The organism is Halopenitus malekzadehii (assembly GCF_900108505.1).
Classification (GTDB): Archaea; Halobacteriota; Halobacteria; order Halobacteriales; family Haloferacaceae; genus Halopenitus; species Halopenitus malekzadehii.
Map to the genome: position 1 here is coordinate 830057 of NZ_FNWU01000001.1, position 23333 is coordinate 853389.

Genomic DNA, 23333 nt, shown 5'->3' on the forward strand with positions numbered 1-23333 from the left:
CTATGCCTGACAAGAAGGCATCCCATAGGCAGTATCGGTTGACTCGGCGGCGACAGTTAGGACTACTCGGAACCGCACTCGGGGCATCAGTTGCCGGTTGCGGATCAACAAGTACACCGGCGGAACAGCCGACACGGAATAGTCCGACTGACACCGAGAATCCATCTGAAACGCCCAATACAAACGAACACGGAAACCAAGTCACAGTAACAAGTGGGACAAACATTGCGGTCACTGGTTCGCCTGACGGCGAGACGCTCATCCTCGACCACGCCGGAATCCTATTTCGACTTCCGGGCGATGGTGGGGAAGCCGAACGGATCACCGATCTTGAACTGGAGCCAGCGTATCCTGCCTACGGTCCAGACGGCGAGAGAGTTGCGTTCCAAGGGTATGCAGACGGTGTCTACGACATCTATACGATGGCACCGGACGGATCCAATATAGAACAACTAACCGATAACCCACATTGGGACGCACGGGAACCTGCGTGGTCAGCAGACGGGAGTACCATCGCATTTGCGTCGGATCAAGGAATGGGTTATGATATTTGGTTACTTGACGTTGCCACTGGTGAGGTTAGTCAACTGACCGACACGGACGCTGAAAATTATCTGCCGACGTGGTCACCTGATGGTTCGGAGATCGCATACATTACGGAGACCGGTAACACGATCAAAGCGGTCTCGATCGAGGAGAACACGTCAAGAACGCTCTACACTGCCGGGGAGGGAGAGAGATTCCGCGCGCTATCGTGGGGGCCGAATGGCGATCTGGCCTACGTCCAAGTCGCCGGGAGTGAGGCGGACCTACTGGTGGACGGGGAACAGGTTACTGCCAATGAAGACGTGTTTCCGTTACCCCCCCACTGGCAGTCAGCAAACGAATTACTGTATACGGCGGATGGGAAGATTAAGACCAGAGACGTCACCGCAGAGTCCGGCGACGCCACGGACATCCCCTTCACAACAACGTTCGATCTACCGACACTCGATTACGAGCGTAAGTCCTACGAGTTCGATCAACGGAACGAGCAAGCGGTCACGGGTATCCAGACACCTGCTTTAAGCCCCGACGGAGACCGAGTCGCGTTCATTGCGTTGAACGATCTCTGGACGATGGAGATCGGAGAGCAACCGACTCGTGTTACCGAAGACCAATATTATCAGACAGCTCCGGCTTGGCATCCTGATGGACGATTCCTTGCGTATTCATCCGACAAAGCAGGGACGGAGGATGTTTACGCATATGACACGGAAACGGACTCTCATCACAGGATAACCTCGCTGAAAGATGAAGCAGCTATCAAGGCAACGTGGGCGCCGGACGGTTCAGAACTCGCGTTTCAGAATCAGAACGGTGCCACGTTCACGATCGGTGTGAATGTTGACAACGATACCGTTGAAGCCGACGGAGAGCCACGTACTGTCTTGGGAGCCCAGTTCGCTCCGGGTGCACCCACTTGGTCGGCAAACGGGCAAACGCTCGCGATGACGGTAAACGTTCCATTCACCGAACGTTTCACACCAAGCGGTCGACTCTTCGGAACAAACCAAATCCTGACTGTCGACGTTGACTCTGGTGAGACCGACATTCATCCACCAGGTGAAGAGTTCGCGTCAGTTGCGACGAGAAATAACGATGGGCCGGTGTGGTCGCCGGATGGACAGTATATGGCGTTCGTCGTTGAGAGTACGCTTCGGGTGATGCCAGTGGACGAAAACGGCGATCCAACTGGTCAAACGAGGGAGATCACGAACGAGGTGACAGATGGTCCATCTTGGAGCGGTGACTCGGAGTGGTTACTGTACTTGAACAACGGACAGTTAAAGAAAGTCCGTTATGACGGCACTGAAACACAGGATATACCTCTCCAACTTACGTATCAGCGCCAGCACCCAGATGGTCGAACGGTCGTCTATGTCGGGGGAATGTGGGATGGAAAGGATGCGGAGTTGAAAGAAGACGTTACCATCGAGATCGCCGGTAACCGGATCGAACGTGTTGAAACGGATACCGAACCACCGAACGGTCAGTACGTCGACGCATCCGAACTCACCGTTATTCCCGGATTATGGGACGGTCACAACCACCAAACCTACAGCGAGGAACTGTTCGGCGCCCGTCAGGGGCTCGTTAATCTTGCATATGGTGTGACGACAACCGTTGACCGGGCAGCATTCGCCTACCACGCGGTCCACGATCGCGAAGCGAACGCCGCCAACGAACGAATCGCGCCGCGGTACTTCATGACCGGTGAATTGCTCGACGGATCGCGGACGATGTTCCCGACCAACCGAATGGTACGAAGTTCCGATCAGCTTGAGCTGGAACTGTCGCGAGCCAGAGAGCTCGAGTACGATTCGTTAAAGACCTACGAAAGACTGAACGCCACGCTGACGGACGATGTGGTAGAGTTTGCCCACGACGAACTCGGTGTCCCGGCCGGATCGCATTACGTTGTCCCGGGACTTCAACTTGGGCAGAACGGGACGACACATATGGATGAGTTCAGTCGGTTTGGGTTCTCACGTGCGGAGTCCGCGACGAACCAGTCGTATGAAGATTATGTTCAGTTCCACACCACAGGAGATCGACGCTGGACCATCACCACGTTCTTCGATAACAGTTTCATCCTCAGCGAGGATCTCGAGGATGATCCGCGGCTTGAATTGTTCCCACCTTGGCGCCGTCAAGGACTGCTAGCAGCCACCGCGAACAATGAAGAATATCCAGACGATCCCGATTGCACTTCAGGTCTCTGCCGGAACGTGGGTGGAGCCAAGCGGATCATCGATAATGGAGGGTTAGTCGTCGCAGGAACTGACGTGCCGCTGACCTACAATGGTGTGGAATTACACGCGAACCTCCGACCGATGGTAGAGTATGGGCTCTCCGAGCACGAGGCGCTATTGACGGCTACCCGGTTCGCAGCCGAGCATCAAGGCGTTGATGATGATCTTGGTACCATTGAGGCAGGAAAACTAGCCGATATGGTCTTTGTTGACGGCGATCCGTTGGAGGATATCAGTACGGCGATGAACGTACAAATGACGATGACCGACGGGGACCTGTACACGATTGACGATCTACTTGACCTCTTTGTATCGAATGATTCGTAGGTGAATGTACCCTAGCGGCCGGTCGGAGCGTCCCGGCGGTCGCAACAGTTTTTTGAGCCCTTGTCCGTCAGCCTAGTATGGTCGTCGTCGAGGAAGTTACCAAACTGAGCCAGCGCCGCGCCCAAACCTCGTCGAGGCGTTTCCGGGCGATTCGCTGTCGTCGGTTCGGGCGGCCTCGACGGCCGCCCCGGCAAGCGTCTTCGACGGCTCCACGGAGCACACGGAGGTCGGTGGGTTCGATGCTACGATCGCCGACGGGCTCTCGCAGTACGAGTACGAAGGGGACGCCGCCAGCGGGTACTCATATAGCAAATACACAACCAATCAGTTCCCGACAGTCCAAACACTCGTCTATTCGATCCGGTAGCCGCTAACGCGGTCCCGTGCGATGGACATCGATCCGAGACCGACGAGACACGCGAACACGACCGAGATGACCGTTCCAAGAAGCCGATCAGGAACTGGTCGACGCCGGTGAACGAGGATATCGTATGGCTACCGATGCCTGAATGGGCGATCACGGTTGGAAGGGCAACGACGACGATCACGATCGAATAGCCGACGAATCCCAAGACACTCGGCACGATAGCCTCCCTGCTTCGATAAACGTTAAAATCCCCGCGGAGACGCCACTGGAACGCCGTGCCGATCCAGTCGACGGCCAACAGAGCTTGGACGTGTCACATACCACGGATCCCGACGGCGTCGAGGGTGATTTCGGCCGGTTCCGCGACGGCAAGCACGGGAACCGAGGTCGAGATGCGCATCGATGGATCGAAACGCGTCGTGAGGAACCCTCCATCCCGGAGTACCACTCAACCTTTTTGGGAGCCACGCGAGCAGTACCACCGTGGCAGTCACACGGTCCCGATCCATCGACGCACTCTACGACGCGGTCGCCGACTACGATCTCGTGTTGACGACCGATTCCCCGCTCAGCCTTGCGTTGAACCGCCGCCTCGATCGGCCACGTCTCGGCCGCTTTGCGGCGACGCCGCGGATGCTGGCCTCGGGGGAACTCAACCCGCAGGACGACCGCTCGTTGTTCTTGCGACTGGTCAACGAGACGGATATACGCTACAAACACGCCGCCCATCTCCTCGAGAACGTCCTCGGTTGTTGGGAAGAAACCGGAGACCTGCGCGCGATTCTCGACTACGATCGGTTCGATGCCGAAGAGACGCGCCAAGCTATTTCGGTGGTCGAGTCCGCCGAGAGTTCCCATCGAGACCTCGCCGAGTATCGCATCGAGGATGGAACGTCGGTCGCGGTCATCGGCGAGAAGCAGTTCACGGCGCTCGACAAGTCGGTGCTCCCGGACGACTACGACGCGATCGATCCGTTTGCTGACGACGAATTCGACTTGCCTGAGTTCCACGTCTTCGACGGCCCGACCGCGATCGTCGACGCCGTCGTCGAAAACGTCTCGCCCGAGACCGCCGACGACGTCGCGATCATCATGGACGGCGGCGGGGAGTACCCCGCCCTCGTCGAATCCGCGTTCGAGGCGGCTGGCATCCCCTTCTACGGCGGGCCGGGATTCACCGACGACGAGACCATCCGCACGTACCTCAGGTTACTGCGCACGGCGCACAGCGATTCGCGGGCACGCGTCAGCGACGTTCGACCGATCCTCACCCATCTCGGTCGTCCGCCATCCGTCGTTGACGACGAGACGTTCCTCCACGAACTCGACCATGAGGATCTCCGTCCACTGCAAGAGTTCTGCCGAACCATCGGCGACTACACGTTTGGCGAGACGGTGGCCACGTTCGAAGACTGGAGCGGGAAGTCGCTGGACGCGTTCCACGAGGAACTGCGGGCACTCGGACTCCACGATGATCGGGTGACGAGCGACTCGATTGATGACCTCGAGTTCTACCTTCAGTCGTTCGACGTGCCCGTCGACCACGACGACTCGGGCGTACTGCTGGCCGATGCCACCGCCGCGGCCTACGTCGACCGCCCGGTCGTGTTCTCCCTCGGGATGGACGTGGACTGGACGCATCGGATTCTCGACCGCCCGTGGATCGACGCCGACGCGACGGACGAGCAGTACCTTCGACAGTTCCAAATTCTCCTCCAGAACGGTCGCGATCAGTACTATCTGGTACAGGAGACGAGTGCCGGCCAGCCCGTCACCCCGTGTCTCTACTTCCACGACCTCCTCGACGACGACTTCGAGACGATCGCAGACCTGCCACACATCTCCCACACTCGTCTCAGTGGTGACGGCGACGCCGGCTTCGAGAAGGAGGACATCGATGTCGCGCCAAGCGAGATCGATGTGGTCAGCCAGTCAAGCCTGAACACGTTCATCAACTGCCCGCGGGACTACTACTTCGACAGGATCGTCGACAACCCCGACCGTGAGTACTTCCAGAAGGGGAATCTCTTCCACGACTACGCCGAATTCTACGTCAATCACCCCGACGTGATCGAGGGTGCCGACCGCTCGGCGCTGGTCGACCTGATGCTGGCGGAGATGCGACCATATGTCCCCGATGTCGAACTGGAACCGCTGGAGACCGAGTTCGAAATCGGCCTCGACACGATCGAGCAGTTCGTCGCCGCTGATCCACCTACTGACCGGGAGTACAGCCACTACGAACGACAGGAGGGGGACAACTTCTTCGCCGACCACTTCGGGAAGTCGATCGATTCGCCCATCACCGAGCGCTGGTTCGAGAATCCAGACCTCGGCGGCAAGGGGAAAGTCGACCTGATACACGCGCCGGACACGCTTCTCGACTACAAGAGCGGCGGCCGCACGTCGGCGTCCACGGTCGTCTCAGGGTCGGACATCGAGGCGATCAGCGACGAGCCCGACTTCCAAGCGCTGCTCTATCTCGCCCACCATCGGCAGGAGCACCCGGATGAGCGCCTCGAGTTCGTCTTCTTCCACGTTCTGGAGCTGGTCGACGACGTCGTCGCCGGGGAGCCTGATCTCGAGGACGCCCTCGTCCGGGTCACCTACCACCCGATGTCGTTCGGGACGTATGTCGGCAGTCGTGAGGCGTTCGATGCGCTCTGTGACGGCGTTGCCGAGAGCAACGACCGGCGAAAGACGCTGGAACGGTTGGGGTACGACGCATACAAATCCTTCTTCAAGCGACACGACTTCCCGGAGACCGACGATACCGACGAGTTGCTCGCCACCGAGTTCGCGGCCCGCTTCACCGAGTACGCGAAAGCGGAGGTCGGTGATTACGTCTACGTCGAAGACGGCACTGAGACCGCGCTCAAGAAGCTCGTGCGGATTCGCGGTCGCAACTACTTCGAGGACGAGGTCGACGCGTTCGAGGCGTTCCTCGACGCACAGATCGATCGAATCAACCAGTATCGTGCGTCGCAGTTCCCCGTCGAGGAACCGAATGTCGATCGAGTCACCCACCGCGACCTGATCCGAACCGATGACCGAGGACGACTCCACAACGATGACTGAGTACGAGCCGAACGACCGACAGCAGGAGCTGATCGACGCGACGAGCGGTATCCACGTCGTCGACGCCGGTGCCGGAACCGGCAAGACCTTCACCATCACTCGCCGCTACGCGAACCTCCTCGAACGGGGAGACGTCGAACCAGAGGACATCCTCCTGATCACGTTCACAAACAACGCGGCGGGCGAGATGAAGGAACGCGTCGTGGCCAATTGCGACTACTCGATGTCTGCGCTACGGGATGCACCCATCAACACGTTCCATGGGTACTGCCACGACCTGCTCATCCGCCATGGGTTCGACGCGCCGACGCGTCTCGGCATCGACGACCGGATCACGTCGTCGACGCAGCTCCTCGAGAACGAAGTCATCGAGGAAGACCGCTTCCGCGAGTTCCTCGACCAGTTCATCGAGGCACACCCCGAGTATCACGACTCCTTCAGGACGCTCAACGACGCGACATCGCTCCTCGATCTGATCAAGGAGCTCGCCGCCAAGGGCGTCTTCCCGACCAACGAGGGCTGGTTTCGAGATGGGGAGTCCTTCCTTGATGGCGACTACGAGGAGTTCAAGACGCTCTTCGATGAGGCCAACGAGCCGAACGAGGGCGCGAACGGCGCGACTCAGTCGGACTTGCGCGACGGTCTGAGCGGATTCGAGCGCGATCGTTGCTACGAGCCAGACGCACCCAGTGAGGGCAAACTTCGGGACGGCTATCCGCAAATCGACGACGCGTGGGCCAGCCGAGCGTTTGACGAAGACCGTGACGACCTGAAGGCGTTCGTCCACGACATCTACCTCGAGTACATCGCGTTCGCGCTCCAGCGAAACTACCTGAACTTCAGTTTCCTGCTGATGTTCACCTTCGCGATGCTCTGCGAGGATCACTCGCTTCGAGAGTCGGTTCAGTTCGACCACGTGCTCGTCGACGAGTTTCAGGACACGAGCGAGATCCAGTTCAAGCTCGCGCTGTTGCTCGCCGGCACGGACAACCTCTGTGTCGTCGGCGACTGGAAGCAGAGCATCTACGGGTTCCAGTACGCCTCGGTCGACAACATCCGTCGCTTCGAGGAACGCCTCCGGACCTACAAGCGGGAGCTCAACGGCGACCACACGCGGGTCGAGTTCCCCGTCGACGATGTGAACGAGATCGCGCTGGTCGAGAACTACCGATCGACGCAATCGATCCTCGACTTCTCCGAACACAGCCTCACGCTCCCGGCGACGGGAAGCGAGGGGGTCGACCCGGAGATACGGGACGACATCACGTCGCTCGCAGCGACAACGGAGCACGACCACAGCACCATTGAGGCGTTCACGGGCGAGGACGAGCAGGCGGCGATCCTGACGCGGATACAGGAGATCGTCGGCAATCGCGAGTACGCCGTCGAGGATGATGGAGACGAGGCGGACGACGGCGACCTGCGAGCGCCGACATACGACGACGTTGCGGTGTTGACGCGGACGCGTGACTTCGGGCGCGAGTTACAGGCCTGTGCCGCGGACTACGGGATTCCCGTGGCGTACGAAGGCGGCGTCGAGCTGTTCGGAACCGAGCAGTCGATTCTCCTGCTCGCGTGGCTGCGCATCCTCGAACACGAGGACTCCAAGCGCGGCTGGGCAGTCGTCCTCGAGGAGGCTGGCTACACGCTCGACGAGGTGAAGCACGTCCTCGATACCGGCGCGTATCCCACGAGTATGGTCGCGTTCCGCGACCGACTCGCGGCGGCGGAGACCATCGGCGGAATCGCGCGTCGGGTGTTCGATCGATACGGATTCGACGATGCGTACGCGGACGGGCTCGTCTCGCTGGTACAGGGCACCTTCGACAGCACCCACCACAACCGCGGCGATATCGTGCGATTCCTCGAACGGAGTCTCGACGCCGACGCTACCCACGAGGTGGCGGACAACCCCGGCGGCGACTCGGTGACGGTGCAGACCATTCACGCCGCCAAGGGCCTCGAACACCCCATCGTCATCATGGCGAACATGAACCAGCACCGGTTCCCGCCGGCCGGTGGTGGCGCGGATCGGATTCGCTACGAGGAGCCGGTCGGTCTCCGACAGAGCAAGCGCTACACCGATGCGCACGGTCGGCCCCATCTCTACGATAGCTGGCGGTATCGGATCCTCTCGAGATGTCTGGGCCGAGAGTACGACGAGGAACGCAGACTGCTGTACGTCGCCATCACGCGTGCGGAGAGCCACGTGCTGTTCTCCGCTGGAGAGTCGCCGAGCCCGCTCTTCGAGAACCTCCCGCTCGAGCCGTCGGTGGTCGAGCCGGACGTCAAGGACGTCGCTGTGGGCGGAACGGAGCGGACCCAATTCCGGATTTCGGTACCGGTTCCGGAGATGCCGTCCGGCCAGTCCCCCCACTCGCTGATGGACGATCGCGTATTCAGCGACGTGGAGGACGGGAAGGGGATGGAGTTCGGCACACGCGTCCACGATTTCGCCGAACGATACGCGATGGGAGAGGCCGTCGAGCCAACCACTCCCGACGAGCGGAACGTACAGACGTTCCTCGATTCGCTGCCCGGCGAGTTCCGCGTCGAGGAGCACGTCTCCCTCCCGGTGTCGGTTGATGGGCAGCAGGTAACGATCGCCGGGATCGTCGATCTGCTTCACGTGACCGACGACCGCGTCGCGATCGTGGACTACAAAACCGACCGTGGCCGCCACGCGGAGGCCGAGTACCGGAAGCAGGTGAGCGTCTACTATCACGTCGTCCAGCACGCGTACCCCGACCGCGGAGTCACGACGACCATCTACTACACCGCCGACGGCGACCGCGTCGCGATCGACCCGCTGTCGATCGCGGACCTCGAAGGACTCGTCGACGTCGGCGAAACGGACGACGACCGTGGTGACGATCCGCGGATCCGGTAACTGCGAGGGCGTCGAGGCCACGAGGCCATCTCGAAGCGTTTCGCGAGGAGTTCGTCGCGATGGCATTCGGTTTTCGCCGCCGAAACCTCCACGGACGAACCGGAGGCTCCGTTTCGATCGTGTGACGCCTCGTATCGGTCGAACGAACGAGTTCGGGGAGAGACCCACCAGCGGTGCCCCCGTATCGTCACGTATGTCGTTCGACACTGGGACGCGATCTGTGCCGTCGTCGATGTCGACGCTCCCGGAGATGGAGCGGCGGGGTGTACACTATCTCCTCGCCGTCGCCGTTCTCTCGGACGCCGACGACGAGGAACGGGTGCCGACCGGCGAGATCCGGTCCGTCCTGGACGTGGCCCCCGCGACCGTGACCGAAATGGTCTCGAAACTCGACGATCGGGGACTGGTTGACCACGAGAAGTACCACGGGGTGACCCTCACCCGCCACGGGGACGCGATCGCGTCGGACCTCGCCGCCCGGGTCTGCGTCGTATCGACCTACTTCGAGTCGGAGTTCGCGGCGGAGCTGGACCACCGGGCCGCGATCGACATCGCGTTCACGCTTCCGGCCGACGGAATCTCCACGATCCGGGAGGTGACGGATTCGCCCTGTCTCGACCTGTGCCCGGAGGCGGACGGAACGGCCGAGAACCGAGCGGATCGTTGATCCGTGATGAGGATGCGGGATCGGGATCGTCAGCCGTCGCCGCTCGGCCGCCGGTTTCGAACCCGATCGTCGCCGTTCGGTCCGTCAATGTCGAACCCGATCGTTTGGCCTTGTTGAAACCCACAGCAATTGATAGTTCCACACCACCAATCGTTCAGTACAGGAGGTGGTCGCATCAGTCCGTGTTATTCGGGTCAAAAGCGTAGTAGACGACAGCCATTGTTATTCCCATTACTACCGGTCCAAAACTGCCATCATCAGACAGTAGGAGCCCCACAACAAATACGCCCACGGCAGAGACGAATCCAACGAGAAGAGCGTAGGAAACACGAGAGAGGTCACGAACTCGATCATCAAGCTGCTCGTACAGACCTCGTAGAGGGTCCATACGAACGATTATCGAAGACGGACGAATGTGTGTTTCCTTTAGAACATCTGCGTGTCATAGAACGATTAGCATACGTGTGTTGCTCCCCCGAGAATCGCCCAGTACAGGCGAACGCTGTATCACATCTGGCTGTCATCTACTCCCTGATGGTGTCGGCAGATGAACCTCGATTGTTGTCCCTCGATCGAATTCTGTGACTTCGATTGTCCCATCTAACGTCGTGATGATCCAATAACACAGCCACAGTCCAAGCCCCTGTCCGTGGACGAGTGGTGTCTCTTCGCCTGTCTCTAAGACACCCCGTTCTGCATTCGGAAGTCCCGGTCCGTCATCGCGTATTTGACAGATCACCTGTAGATCGGACACATATACATCAATTTCGATAAATGCAGGACTCCCCCCATGCTTCGCGGCGTTGTCCACAAGTTCAAATAACGCCACTTCGACGCGTGGAAGCGTCTCCGCGATCGCTTTGTCCGGCGCGTCAACAGTTATTGAGACATCCGAATACCGTGTTTCACACTCAGTGACGATACGATCGACCAGCGGTATGATGTCCGTCGGTTCCAACTCGGGCGAAATATCGCGGTTTTCTTCTATTTGCTGTGCGGATTCTGTCAGGTCAAGCAACCGCGTCGCAGCTGCCCTGATAACTGTCGCTTTGGTAGCCTGCTCTCCGTCCATGTCTTCGGCAAGCATATCGGCCCAACCTCGGATCACAGTCATCTCGTTTCGTACGTTGTGCCGGAGCACTCGGTTGATCACGCTGATGAGTCCTTCGCGCTGACGACGTTCCGTTGCATCACGGATCAGTAGCTGTATCCCGACGATGTCGTCCTCTGAGCGTTCCGACTCGGGTACGCCCCCGTCGTAGACTGGGACACCGCGAATATCCGTGTAGACGATGTCACCCGATTTCGTTTGTAGTGGCAGATCTCGAGCTTCGGCCGGCTCCCCGCTCAGTATCTGTGAGCGACTTTTCAACGCCCGCTCGCTGGTCTGTGCGTCCGGATGGGTGATCGTTATCGGTTGACCGATCAGTTCCGCCGGCGAATAGCCCAACAGGTCCCGGACGCTTTCAGAGGCATACGTGAACATTCCGTCGGTATCGAAGCGAAAGACGGAATCAAAATTGGCGTCGATGACGGCTCGGTATATCTCTCGCTGTTCGTTCAACCGTTCTTCGCGCTGTGTGAGTTCTCGTTCGTATCGTCGTCGTTCGATGGCTTGCCCACCGAGTCGCGCGACCAGTTCGACGAAGAACCGTTCTGCGTCAACGAAGGGATCGTCGCGTGGCTCCGTATCGGCAAAGCACGCCGTCCCATACACCTCACCATCGACGATGACTTTTGCGCCGATGTACGCGCCTAAATCAAACGTCTCAATAGCGGTGTCGGAGATCTCTGGGGACGCATAAGCGTCTTCGATGGCGAGTTGGCTATCGATTTCAATGGTTCGACGACAGTACGCTTCGTTGAGCGGACAGCTCTCGCCGGGCTGGATCAACGGGTGATCTCCAGTCGCGTGAAGGATTTTCTGCGTACCGTCAATAATACGCGTAAAAAAGCCCACAGAGAGGTCGAGAAATTCAGTACCCGTAGAGAGTGCCTGCGTAATTTGAGTCTCAAATTCGGTGTTCGGATCGGCAAATATCTCGTAGATTTGGTCTCGATACGCAACGGACTCCATATCGGAACGTCCTCAGTCAACTCGTATGAAAGTTGTGTGGCCCATTGACCTCCTCCTCCGCGTAAACGCGGAGGAATCCCACCACGGGATTTCAGGCCGAGCGAAGCGGCCTGTTGGTTTCAAGACGCATACGTTCCATGCGTCACTTGCTGGTTTTCAGCATCGTCCCCAGAAATCTTTGATTTCTGGTGTGCGAACGAATCTCGAAGCGATTCGTTAACGGCTTGGCTGTCTTGTGGCCCGGTCAAAGAGGCCCCATCCGTAGCCGAGTCATCGTCACCGGTCTTTTGCCGGGAAGTCCGGTCGCTTCGGCGGTGAGTCTCTCCACTACGGTAGCGGTCTGCAATGTTTATTCATATTATTAAATATAAGTTATTATTATATTTTCCATCTTCCGCTCGATGGTTATTAGTATTACTTTAGTATTTTATATACTAGAATGTCAATTTATCCAAAATATTTGGAATATAGGGGTCATTTAATCAATAATTCACGCAATAGAGTGTGGGGCATACAGTAAATATAGTATAAATGATAGTATACAACCAAATACATAAATATTTACTGACATACTCCTGCGGGTCGTCCCCGTCGGCGTCGACGACCACGAGATGGGCCGAGCGCTGCCTCCATCACGGCCACGATCCGGGGCGCTCGCGCTCGTCTCGTCACCACGACCAACGATACTGAACGTCGCGACCAATGATGCCGAACTCCCGAGTACGGCCTCACCCCGTGTTCTTCATCCCGGCGGCGATTCCCTTAACGGTCAACCGGAGCGTGCGCTCCTCGATGTCGGTCCGATCGTCCTGGTCAAGGAGATGGACCTGCAGGACGTGCAGCGGATCGACGTAGGGGTTTCGGAGCTCGAGGCTTTCGCCGAGCCACTCACGGGTGTAGAGGGTCTCACGCCGGCCGATCTCGGTGATCAGTTCGGTCGCTCGATCGTACTCGGTGGTGAGACGCGGGAGGAACCGATCGCGGAGATCCGCGTCGGCCATCTCCGCGTATCGGGTGGCGATCTCGGGATCGGTCCGGGCCAGCGCGAGGGCGGCGTTATCGAGCGTCGTCCGGAAGAACGGCCACTCGTCGTACATCTCCTGGAGCGTCTCGACGGACCCGCCGTCCTCGAGGTACGCATCGATCCCGGTCGCGAGCGCGTACCACCCCGGCAGGATACACCGCGATTGGGTCCACGAAAACACCCACGGGATCGCCCGGAGGTCCTCGACGGTGCGCTCGCCGCTTCTGGAGGCCGGCCGTGACCCCAGATCGAGGTCCTCGATCACCGTGATCGGCGTCGCCTGCTCGAAGTAGCGGACGAATCCCTCACTCTCGAGCAGGTCGCGGTACTCCGCTCTGGCGGCGTCGGCCATCGTCTCCATCGCGTCGATCCACTCCTCGCGAACCGGCTCGGTGGGCCGTTCGATCGCCTGTTTGCGTGCCCGAAGCTGTGCGTTCAGCATCTGTTCGATGTTGCGCTCGGCGATCCGGGGGTTGGCGTACTTTTCGGCGATCGCCTCCCCCTGCTCGGTGAACTTGACCTGTCCCGTCACGGTCGCGTTCGGCAGGGCCAAAAGCGCCTCGTTCATCGGTCCGCCGCCGCGGGAGATCGACCCGCCCCGGCCGTGAAAGAGCCGCATCGTCACGTCGTGGTCGGCACAGATGTCTCCGAGTCGGCGCTGATTGCGGTACAGCGACCAGTTCGCGGCCAAAAACCCGTTCTCCTTGTTCGAATCCGAGTACCCCAACATAATCTCCTGGGTCCGCCCGCGGGCGTCGAGCGCCTGCGCGTAGGCCTCGTTCTCGAACAGCGTGCCCATAATGCGACGGGCACCAGAGAGGGCGGATTCGGTCTCAAGCAGCGGCACGACGTCGAGGCCCGAGTGGTCCGGCAGCGAGATGACGCCGGCTTGGTCGGCCAGGAAGAGCACCTCGAGCACGTGGCTCGGTTCCTCGGTCATCGAGATGCAGTACGTGTCGATCGCCTGGGTGCCGTACTCGTCCTGCCAGTCGGCGAGCCTGTCGAAGCGCGTGAACACCCGGGCTGCCGCCGCCGAGAGGGACTCGGTCCGGCCGAGATCGAGAACGGGATCGTCCTGGAGGATGGCGTCCGTCAGGAACTCGACGCGTTCCGTCTCCGAGCGATCGCGATAGTCGATCCCGTTTGACTCCAGCGCTTCCGCGATCGCGTCGGTGTGTTTCCGTCGATGATCCCGCAGATCCAGACTCGCCAGCGAGAACCCGAACGTCTCGATCCGCCGACGAAGCGGCTCGATGTGCGTCTCCACGATGCTGTCGGCACCGGCGGTTCGGAGACTCTCCGCGATGGTCTCCACGTCGGCCAGGAACTCCTCGGCGTCCGCGTAGCCCCCCGGTCGAACGTCGTCGACGCGGCGGAGCCGCTCGTGCATCAGCTTCAGCTTCTGCCGGTAGGGTTCATTGGGGTAGCGCTCGGCGGCGGTCCGGGCGCTGTCCGGGAGCCGGTCGCGATCCGCCTCGAGCGACGAACGGAACGTCTCACCCACGTCTATCCGGCTCCCGTCCTGGCTCAACACGCCCGCGAGACGTTCGAGCTGCTCCCGGTACCGGTCGAGGACCACCGACCGCTGTCGCCGTAAGGTGGCGTCGGTCACGGATGGGGTCACGTACGGGTTCCCATCGCGGTCGCTTCCCGCCCACGATCGGAACTCGAAGAGTTTCGGCACGTCGATCTCCTCGGGGAACTCGGCCTCGATGGCGTCGTCAAGCGCGTCGTAGACGTCGCCGACGACGTCGAAGAGCGTGTTCTCGAGGTACCACTGGACGTTGCGCGCCTCGTCTTCGGGCTCCGGCTGTCGGTTGCGGACCTGCGGCGTCTGCCAGAGGCTCGTCACCTCGGCCTCGATCTCCCGCCAGACCCGGTCCCGCTCGTCGTCGGTGAGGGTTCGTTCGTCGAGGGTTTCCAGGGCGGTCGCGATCGTTCGAAGCTTCGACTTCACGGTCTTGCGACGTGCCTCCGTCGGGTGGGCCGTGAAGGTCGGCTCGATGAGGACGTCGTCGAGGATATCGCGGCCGAGCTCCTCGTCGGCCGCTGCCAGTTCGGCGACCGCGGCTTCGATGCCGTCCTCGACGGGACCCTCCTGTGCGGCCGTTCGGACGGTTCGGATCCGTTCGCGCTCCTCCGCGAGGTTGATCAGCTCGAAGTACGTCGTGAACGCGCGTGCGACGACGCGCTGATCGTCCGTCGAGAGCCCGGTGAGGTCGTCGACGAGCGGGGTACGCGACTCCAGATCGCCGTTGCGGTAGTCGATCGCCGCGCGGCGACACGACTCGACCGTGTCGAACGTCTCGGCGGACGTCTGATCCTCGAGGATGTCCCCCAACAGCGTGCCGAGTTCACGAACGTCTCGGCTAACGCTCCTGTTATGGAGTCCCATATCATAGATGATCCCGAGTATACGTTATAAATCCTTTGTCCATCGGGACGTCGTGGATCCGCCGACTGCCCAATTCAGTTTGTTTCTCACGAACGATGGGCCGACCTCGGTCACGATCGGGCGGCTCACGCGGTCGAGACACGACATAGCTTACAAGATTATGTGTGTAACGAGACGTGGACGAGCGTGACGTCCCGTTCGACGGAGAACCGTCCGCCGATCGGCCCACGCCACCGACGTTCGGCGATGAATTGTGTTTGTATCTCCCAAACTGTTGGCAGCGGTGGTCTCGTGCCCCGGAACGCGTCGATCGAACCACGGCAGCCGAACACGGCAGCGATCGTCGTCCCTCCCGCTGGCCGGCGGGGCGAGAGACGGGAAGGTATAAGGATGACTCGACCGTCCCGTCACGTATGCTGGATGAAGACGCATACGGACTCGGATTCGGGACGTACAGCCTCACGGACGAGGACGGGATCGACGCGCTCGTGACGGCGATCGAGGCGGGCTATCGGCACCTCGATACGGCCCGCCTCTACGGGAACGAGGAGGAGGTCGGCGAAGCCATCGATCGGGCCGACGTCGATCGGGACGAACTGTTCGTCGCCACCAAGATCGCCCACTTCGAGGAGCCGGAGCCGACGCCGACGTACGTTCGTGAGGGGGTTGCCGAGAGCTGTGACCGGTTGGGGATCGATACGATCGACCTCCTGTATCACCACTGGCCCGGCGGCTCGGAGGACATCGAGGCCGTCCTGCCGGTCCTCGACGATCTCCGGGCGTCGGGGCCCGTCGAGCGCCTCGGCGTCAGCAACTACACGCCCGCCGACCTGGAGCTCGCCGACGACCTTCTCGACGCCCCGCCGTACGCGGTTCAAGCCGAGATGCACCCGTTCTTGCCACAGGAGGAGCTTCGTGGTGCCGTTCGGGACCGCGACGCGTACTTCGTGGCCTACTCGCCGATCGCCCAGGGCGAGGTGTTCGACTCGCCCGTGATCGCCGAGATCGCGGAGAAGCACGGCGTGAACGAGGCGATCGTGACGCTGGCCTGGCATCGCTCGAAGGACGTCGTCCCGATTCCACGTTCGAAGACGCCCGCCCACATCCGGAGCAACCGCGACGCACTCACGCTCGAACTCGACGCGGAAGACGTCGAGCGGATCGACGCCATCGATCGACGACTCCGCTGTGAGGACCCCGACTGGATGGAGTGGTCGTAACGAACGTGGCCGGAACGGCCGTCCCGACGCGTCGGATCGGGTCCCGGTACCTATTTGCACATCGGGGCGGATCGGGTCCATATGTGGCTTCCACGCCCATCCGAGGGACTGCTCGGTAACGGCGCCGTGAACGAGCTGACGGGGGCAGCGACCACGACCCAGGGTCCGCCACGGAGGCGGTCACGATGACGCTGCAGGCCGGTTTCATCGGATACGGTTTCATGGGGAAGGCCCACGCGAACGCGCTCGCACGCCTGCCGATGTTCTTCCCCGACGTGCCCGCGGTCGAACGGCACATGCTCTGTGGGCGCAACGAGGAACGCGTCAAGGCGGCCGCGGACCGATTCGGGTTCACACACACCACCGACGACTGGGAAACGCTGGTCGAGTCGGTGGACGTGTTGTACAACCTCGGACCGAACGGCCTCCACGCCGACCCGTCGATCGCCGCCCTTGAGCGGGACGTCCACGTTCTGTGTGAGAAGCCGCTGGCGTCGACCCTCGAGAACGCGGAGCGAATGGTCGAGGCCGCACGCGACAGCGACGCGGTCGCCGCCTGCGCGTTCAACTATCGGTACGTGCCGGCGCTCCGTCTCGCGAAGGATCTCATCGATCGGGGCGCGCTCGGCGACGTCCGACACGTCCGCGGGAGCTACCTCGGCGACTGGCAGGCCGACGCCGACCACCCCTGGACGTGGCGAAACGACGCCGACCTGGCTGGGTACGGACAGGTCGCCGACGTCGGATCGCACACGATCGACCTGGTCCGGTGGCTCGTTGGCGGGATCGACGACGTCAGCGGTCGTCTCGCCACACAGGTTGCGGAACGACCCGCACCGGACGGTGACGGATCCCGGCCGGTAACGACCGACGACGCCTACGTCGCGACCGTTTCGTTCGAATCTGGCGCGATCGGCGTCCTGGAGGGGTCAAGCGTCGCCACGGGGCACAAGGCGTCGAACACCATTGAGGTCATCGGGTCCGACGGCGCGATCCGGTTCGACCTCGAGCGACTCAACGAGCTCGAGGTCCACGATGCCGACGGCCGCGGCTACGAGCGGATCCTCGTCACCGACGAGGACGATCCCTACGGTGACCGGTGGTGGCCGGCCGGCCATACGATCGGCTGGGAACACACGGTGGTTCACGAGAACTACGAGTTCTGCCGGGCGATCGCCGGCGATGGTGGCGACGTGGTTCCCTTTTCGGAGGCGTTCGAGGTCCTGCGGATCGTCGATGCGCTCGTGGAGAGCGACGCGCACGGCGAACGCCGCTCACTCCACGTCGACGATTGATGACGTCTCGGCGGGTGAGAGCGTCTCGGCGTCTGCAGTCGTGAGCTGACGATCGACTCGTCCTCGACGACCGACTCCGCCCCCGATGACCGACGATCAGACCTCGATCAGCACTTTCCCGTCGACGCGGTCGGCCGCTTGCCGAACCGCGTCGTCGGCGTCCGCGAGGTCGAACGTCGAGGTGATGATCGATCGGTTATCCAGCCGTCCGGCAGCCATCAGCCGGATCACCCGCGGGTAGACCTGGTGGCCGGTATGTCCCTCCGAGCCGTAGAGCTGTGCGCCGTTCCCCTGGTACTTCCGCAGGGCGAGATCGGGGTCGGCGCCGGCGTTGCTGATGTGGACGACGGCGGCGTCCTCCGCCAGCGTGTCCTCGATGACCGGGTAGGTCTGGGTCACGGCGCCGGCGGTCTCAACGTGGACGTCCGCGCCCTCGCCGTCGGTGATCGAGGTGACCGTCTCGACCGGGTCGCACTCGATCGGGTTATAGACGTGTTCGTAGCCGAGATCCCGGGCGATCTCTCGGCGCTCGGGCGAGGGTTCGAAGGCGATCACCGCGCCGGCGCCGGCGGCCCGGGAGACGTTCATTCCGGTGAGTCCGATCGGTCCCGCCCCGTGGTAGACGTGGTGGTCCCCGGGTATGATCCCGTCCGCCCGGACGAACAGGCCGTGATAGGTGATCGTGCTCGGTTCGATCGTCGCCGCGGCTCGCAACGCCTCGTCCTCCGTCTCGTAGGTCTCCCGTAACGCCGAGACGTCCCAACAGAGCTTCTCGGGGACGGCGACGTACTCGGCGAACGCGCCGGGTATCGTGAACCCGATCTGTTCGAAGTTCACACAGTGGCCGTGAAAGCCCTGCCGGCAGGTGTTACACCGGCCGCAGTAGTCGGTGACCTCGGCGGTGACCAGATCCCCCGGCTCGAACAGCCGCGCGTCGTCGCCCGTCTCGACGATCTCGCCGGCGAACTCGTGACCGGTCACGTTCGGAAGCCCGAGATACGCCGAGTAATGAACGTAGCCGTCCTCGTCCGTCTCGATCATCGAGACGTCGCTGCCGCAGACCCCGGCATACCGAACTCGAACGAGCACCTCGTCGTCGTCGGGCGTCGGTCGCTCCCGGTCGACCACCCGCAATTCGGGGTCACGCCACACCTGTGAGGCGTTCATCGCGGTCCGTGACTCGCGCTCGTCGTCCGACACGTCGTAGTCCGGCCGTGGGTCCCACTCGGCGTCCACTATAAGGGATCGCATACCACGGGGTTCATCACAACCAATCATAAGAATACCGAATCCGGATCGCGGTCGATCCCGGGACGGCCGGGCTCCGGCGAGCGCGTCGCCCACGACGGTCGATCGGCGACCGGCTCGTCGCTCTCAGTCGTCCGCCTCGAGGTCCGCCAGGTCCCACTCGCCGGTGATGATCGCGCCGGAGTCGGGGTTGTCCGGTTCGACGACGGCCTCGACGAACGCGGGACCGTCGTGATCGATCGCGGCCTCGAGCGTCTCGGCGAGGTTCTCGGGTTTGACGACTCGCTCGACGAACCCGACGCTGAACGCCTCGGCCATCGCCACGAAGTCGACGTCGTCCTCCGTATCGAACTCCGTGTTGAGGACGCGGTCCCAGCCGTACTTGTCGACCTGGAGATTCCGGATCGACTTCCAGCCGTTGTTGTTGACGACCAACCAGGTGACGTCGATGTCGTGTTCGACCGCACAGGCGACCTCCTGGTTGCACATCAGGAAGCTCCCGTCGCCCTCGATGTTCACGACCGGGCGGTCGGGCTCGGCGAGCTTCGCGCCGATGGCGGCGGAGACGCCGAATCCCATCGTCGAGAACCCGCCACAGGAGATGTTCGTCCGGGGATCGTACACCGGGAACTCGGGGTTCGTGACCTCCTGTGGCTGCCCCGCGCTCGAGACGATCAGTCCCTCACGCGGTAGCACGTCGCGGAGCCCCGCGAGCACGCGGGAGATGCTCATCGGGACCTCGTCGGTGTGGCGCTCCTCAACCCGGTCCTGCCAGTCGTTCCACAGGCGCTGGATCTCCTCGTAGTACTCGTTGTCCTCGGTCGTCACCGGCTCGAGCCGCTCGGAGACGGCCTCGTACAGCTGATCGGTGACGACCTTGGCGTCGCCGAGTATCCCGACATCCACGGGATAGTTCTTGCCGATCTCCGTGTTGTCGATGTCGACGTGGATCAGCTTGCTCGGCGGGATCTCGAAGCTGACCCCCTGCTCGAAGGAGGACGTGTGGAGGTCCGAGAATCGGCAGCCGATCGCGAGGACCACGTCGGCGTTGCTCGCGAGTTCGTTGCCGGCGGTGGAGCCGATCCATCCTGCATAGCCGACGAAGAGGTCGTGGTCCTCCGGGATGATCCCCTTCGCCTGAAAGGTCGGGATGACGGGCGCCTGCAGGTGTTCGGCCAGCGCCTGGACCTCGTCCCAGGCCTCGCCGAGCATACAGCCGCCGCCGGGGACGATCACCGGTCGATCCGCCTCGGCGAGTAGGTCCGCCGCCTCCGCGATCGATCCGGGATCGCCGCCCGGCCGACTGTGCGTGCGTGTCTCCGCCGGATCGGGAATCTCGACGTCGGCCGCGGCACCCTGGACGTCCATCGGCACGTCGACGTGGACCGGACCGGGCCGTCCCGTCACCGCGATCTGGAACGCGCGCCGCAGGATTCGGGGCAACCGTTCGACGTCGTCCGCGACGAAGCTCCGCTTGGTGACGGGCTCCATCACGCTCGGGAAGTCCCCCGGTTTCTGTCGGTCCAGCTCCTGGAGGATACCCTCGCCGTACTCGTGGGTCTGTGGCGCACCGGTGAAGATCACCATCGGGATCGAGTCGACGTAGGCCGTCGCCGCGCCGGTCACCGTGTTGGTCGCGCCGGGACCGATCGAGGTGAACACGGCGAGGGGCTCGCCGGACGCGCGAGCGTACCCGTCCGCGAGGTGGGTCGCACCCTGTTCGTGTCGCGGCTGTATCACCTCGACGTCGGACTCGTTGAACGCATCGAGTAGGTTCGTGCTGCCGTGGCCCGGAATGCCGACGAGATATTCGACGCCCTCTTTTTCGAGATACTCGGCGATGATCTCGCCACCAGTACGCATAGGCATACCTGATCGATCAGGACGGTGTATTATAAACATTCGCCCTCGCCGGTTCGGCACCGATGCAGCATCGTGATGGGTTCTCGGCTTGAACCCCGACCCACGGAACCGATACACTCTTGCTTATAACCGATCACACGTTCGGATATGGCCGTTCATAGCGACTGGGGGGACTGGCTGCCGCAGGCGATCGCGGACAGCGACCCCGAGGGCGTCGCCGTCTGGTACCTCGGCTGTAACGGGTTCGTCCTCCGGGATGGGGAGGGAACGACGATCTTCATCGATCCGTATCTCGGAACCGGCGATCCGCCGCGAACGATCCGGATGATCCCGGTTCCGTTCGATCCGACCGACGTCGAGCACGCGGACGCGATCCTCGCGACCCACGAACACGTCGACCACGTTCACGGTCCCTCGCAAGCACCGATCCTGGAGAGGACCGACGCCACGTTCTACGGCCCCGACGACGCCGTCGCCGTGGCTCGTGAGGAGGAGGCGTGGCCGGAGACGTACGACGTCGCGGCGGAGCAGTTGGTGTCCGTTGTGGAGGGCGACGCCATCGAGATCGACGCGTTCACCGTCCACGTCGAGCCCGCGACCGACCCCGACGCCAGCCACCCGGTCACCTACGTCATCGACCACCCGGCCGGAACGATGTTCCACGGCGGCGATTCGAAACCGGATCCCGAATTCGCCGACATCGGATCACGGTACGACATCGATCTCGGGGTGTTGGCCGTCGGAACCGTCGGGATGATTCCGGATCGTGAGACTCGAGTTCCGTCCGTCACGAAATGGTACAACGACGAGAACCAATGTCTGGAGGCTGCACGAGACCTACAGCTCGATCGACTGTTACCGAGCCACTGGGACATGTGGAAGCGGCTGACCGCGGATCCGGCTTCCCTGCACCAGCACGCACGCGGCTTCGAGTACCCACGTCGCCTCGAGATCGTCGAGATCGGCGACCGTATCCGTTTATAAACGATCCGCCGTCAAATCGTGATCCGACGGTTCGCGTCGCGGTCGATCACAGCGACGGAATGACCTCGTCGTGCATCACGTCGAACAGCCGTTCGGGCTCCGGGCTGGTGTTGCCGACGGCGATCCGGTCGAATCCCATCTCGGCGTACTCCTCGAGTTGCGCCGCGATCGCCGACGGATCATCGGCGATCAGGAACTTCTCCTCGATCTCCTCGCGGGTCGCCTGCTCGCCTTCCGCCTCGATCTCCTTCGGGTTCGCCATCGCCCGGTCGAAGACGTTCTGCGTGGTCGCCCACCACGGTCGCGTCGCCTCGAGGGCGCGTTCGTACTCGGGATGGTACGAGGCGGTCACGAGCAGCGTCGTCTCGATCGCGTCCGGGTCGTTCCCCTCCTCCTCGGCGTATCGTCGGATCGCCGGGTAGAGCCGGTCGGTGTACTCCTCGCCCTTCTTGACCGTAATGAAACCGTCGGCGTATCGTGCCGCCAGTCGGGCGGTGCTCGGGCCGTTCGCCGCGATGTGCAGCTCCGGCGACCTGTCAGCGGTCGTGTACAGCTTCGCCTCGTCGAGGTCGAACCGATCGCCGTCGTAGCTGACGAATCCCTCCTCGTCGATCCGGTCGCGGACCGCGTCGCTGACCCACTCCTCGTCGCCCCACAGCGCGCGAATGATCTGGATCGCCTCCTCGAGGCGGTCACGGCGTTCCGGATACTCGGGCCAGTCGAACCCAAGCGGCGTCTCGTTCATCGCCTCCCCGGTCGAGAGGCCAAGGAGCACCGGATCGTCGTGAAGCTGCTGCAGCGTCGCGAACGCCTGGGCGATCATTCCCGGGTGATAATGGCCCGTCGCCGGCGTGACGCACGTGCCGATCGGGCCGTCGAGCCGTTCCGTGGCGGCGCCGAGCCAGGACCACGCGAATCCGGACTCCGCATCCGTATGGAACCACGGGTGGAAGTGGTCCGACGTCCAGACGGTCTCATAGCCGCTGTCGATGGCGTGCTCGCCGTAGTCCAACAGCGTCGTCGGGTCGTACTGCTCCTGATGTGCCATATAGTCGATGCGAACCATCGTCGTCCGCCGGTAGGAACGGCCCTGCATTAGGTGT

General features: G+C 62.0%; 13 protein-coding genes and 2 pseudogenes. 8 read left to right on the plus strand and 7 right to left on the minus strand.

Features of this window, described 5'->3' with window-relative positions:
* The first annotated feature begins 2 nt into the window (after positions 1-2).
* The 5 genes and pseudogenes from BLW38_RS04115 (at position 3) to BLW38_RS04135 (ending at position 10124) form a co-directional block, all read left to right on the plus strand.
* The gene (locus BLW38_RS04115) at positions 3-3122 is read left to right on the plus strand and encodes an amidohydrolase family protein (protein ID WP_092814643.1); all 3120 of its coding nucleotides are present in this window, start codon (positions 3-5) and stop codon (positions 3120-3122) included.
* A gap of 77 nt (positions 3123-3199) precedes the next feature.
* Positions 3200-3426 (plus strand): annotated as a pseudogene (locus tag BLW38_RS16790) (hypothetical protein); the annotation flags it as partial.
* Positions 3427-3972: 546 nt separating this feature from the next.
* Positions 3973-6567 (plus strand): PD-(D/E)XK nuclease family protein, encoded by a 2595-nt coding sequence (locus BLW38_RS04125; protein ID WP_092814647.1) that lies wholly within the window; start codon positions 3973-3975, stop codon positions 6565-6567.
* Entirely contained in the window at positions 6560-9457 is a 2898-nt protein-coding gene (locus tag BLW38_RS04130) for a UvrD-helicase domain-containing protein (protein WP_092815643.1), read from the plus strand. Before BLW38_RS04125 ends, BLW38_RS04130 begins: the two co-directional genes overlap by 8 nt.
* A 193-nt stretch (positions 9458-9650) precedes the next feature.
* The gene (locus BLW38_RS04135; protein WP_092814650.1) at positions 9651-10124 is read left to right on the plus strand and encodes a metal-dependent transcriptional regulator; all 474 of its coding nucleotides are present in this window, start codon (positions 9651-9653) and stop codon (positions 10122-10124) included.
* 175 nt (positions 10125-10299) lie between these two features.
* Here BLW38_RS04135 and BLW38_RS04140 read toward each other — a convergent pair whose 3' ends face one another.
* The 4 genes and pseudogenes from BLW38_RS04140 to ppc all read right to left on the minus strand — a co-directional run bounded on the left by BLW38_RS04140 (position 10300) and on the right by ppc (position 15620).
* Positions 10300-10512, minus strand: a complete 213-nt coding sequence (locus BLW38_RS04140; RefSeq protein WP_092814654.1) for a hypothetical protein — start codon at positions 10510-10512, stop codon at positions 10300-10302.
* Positions 10513-10644: 132 nt separating this feature from the next.
* Entirely contained in the window at positions 10645-12201 is a 1557-nt protein-coding gene (locus BLW38_RS04145; RefSeq protein ID WP_092814657.1) for an ATP-binding protein, read from the minus strand.
* Positions 12202-12320: 119 nt separating this feature from the next.
* A pseudogene (locus BLW38_RS16730) lies at positions 12321-12554 on the minus strand (RNA-guided endonuclease TnpB family protein); the annotation flags it as partial.
* A 375-nt stretch (positions 12555-12929) separates the two neighbouring features.
* The gene (gene ppc, locus BLW38_RS04155) at positions 12930-15620 is read right to left on the minus strand and encodes a phosphoenolpyruvate carboxylase (RefSeq protein WP_092814660.1); all 2691 of its coding nucleotides are present in this window, start codon (positions 15618-15620) and stop codon (positions 12930-12932) included.
* Between the two features lie 413 nt (positions 15621-16033).
* Between ppc and BLW38_RS04160 the strand changes: the two genes are divergently transcribed.
* Entirely contained in the window at positions 16034-16840 is an 807-nt protein-coding gene (locus BLW38_RS04160; RefSeq protein WP_092814663.1) for an aldo/keto reductase, read from the plus strand.
* 185 nt (positions 16841-17025) lie between these two features.
* Positions 17026-18135: a Gfo/Idh/MocA family protein gene (locus BLW38_RS04165; protein ID WP_092814666.1), complete on the plus strand. Its 1110-nt coding sequence runs from the start codon at positions 17026-17028 to the stop codon at positions 18133-18135.
* 96 nt (positions 18136-18231) lie between these two features.
* Here BLW38_RS04165 and iolM read toward each other — a convergent pair whose 3' ends face one another.
* Both iolM and BLW38_RS04175 read right to left on the minus strand, forming a co-directional pair.
* Entirely contained in the window at positions 18232-19386 is a 1155-nt protein-coding gene (gene iolM / locus BLW38_RS04170) for a scyllo-inosose 3-dehydrogenase (RefSeq protein ID WP_092814669.1), read from the minus strand.
* A 123-nt stretch (positions 19387-19509) separates the two neighbouring features.
* Positions 19510-21252: a thiamine pyrophosphate-binding protein gene (locus tag BLW38_RS04175; RefSeq protein ID WP_092814673.1), complete on the minus strand. Its 1743-nt coding sequence runs from the start codon at positions 21250-21252 to the stop codon at positions 19510-19512.
* Positions 21253-21393: 141 nt separating this feature from the next.
* Between BLW38_RS04175 and BLW38_RS04180 the strand changes: the two genes are divergently transcribed.
* Positions 21394-22230, plus strand: coding sequence for an MBL fold metallo-hydrolase (locus BLW38_RS04180; protein WP_092814676.1), 837 nt, complete (start codon positions 21394-21396; stop codon positions 22228-22230).
* Positions 22231-22276: 46 nt separating this feature from the next.
* Here BLW38_RS04180 and BLW38_RS04185 read toward each other — a convergent pair whose 3' ends face one another.
* The gene (locus tag BLW38_RS04185; protein ID WP_245710044.1) at positions 22277-23326 is read right to left on the minus strand and encodes an LLM class flavin-dependent oxidoreductase; all 1050 of its coding nucleotides are present in this window, start codon (positions 23324-23326) and stop codon (positions 22277-22279) included.
* Positions 23327-23333: the final 7 nt, after the last annotated feature.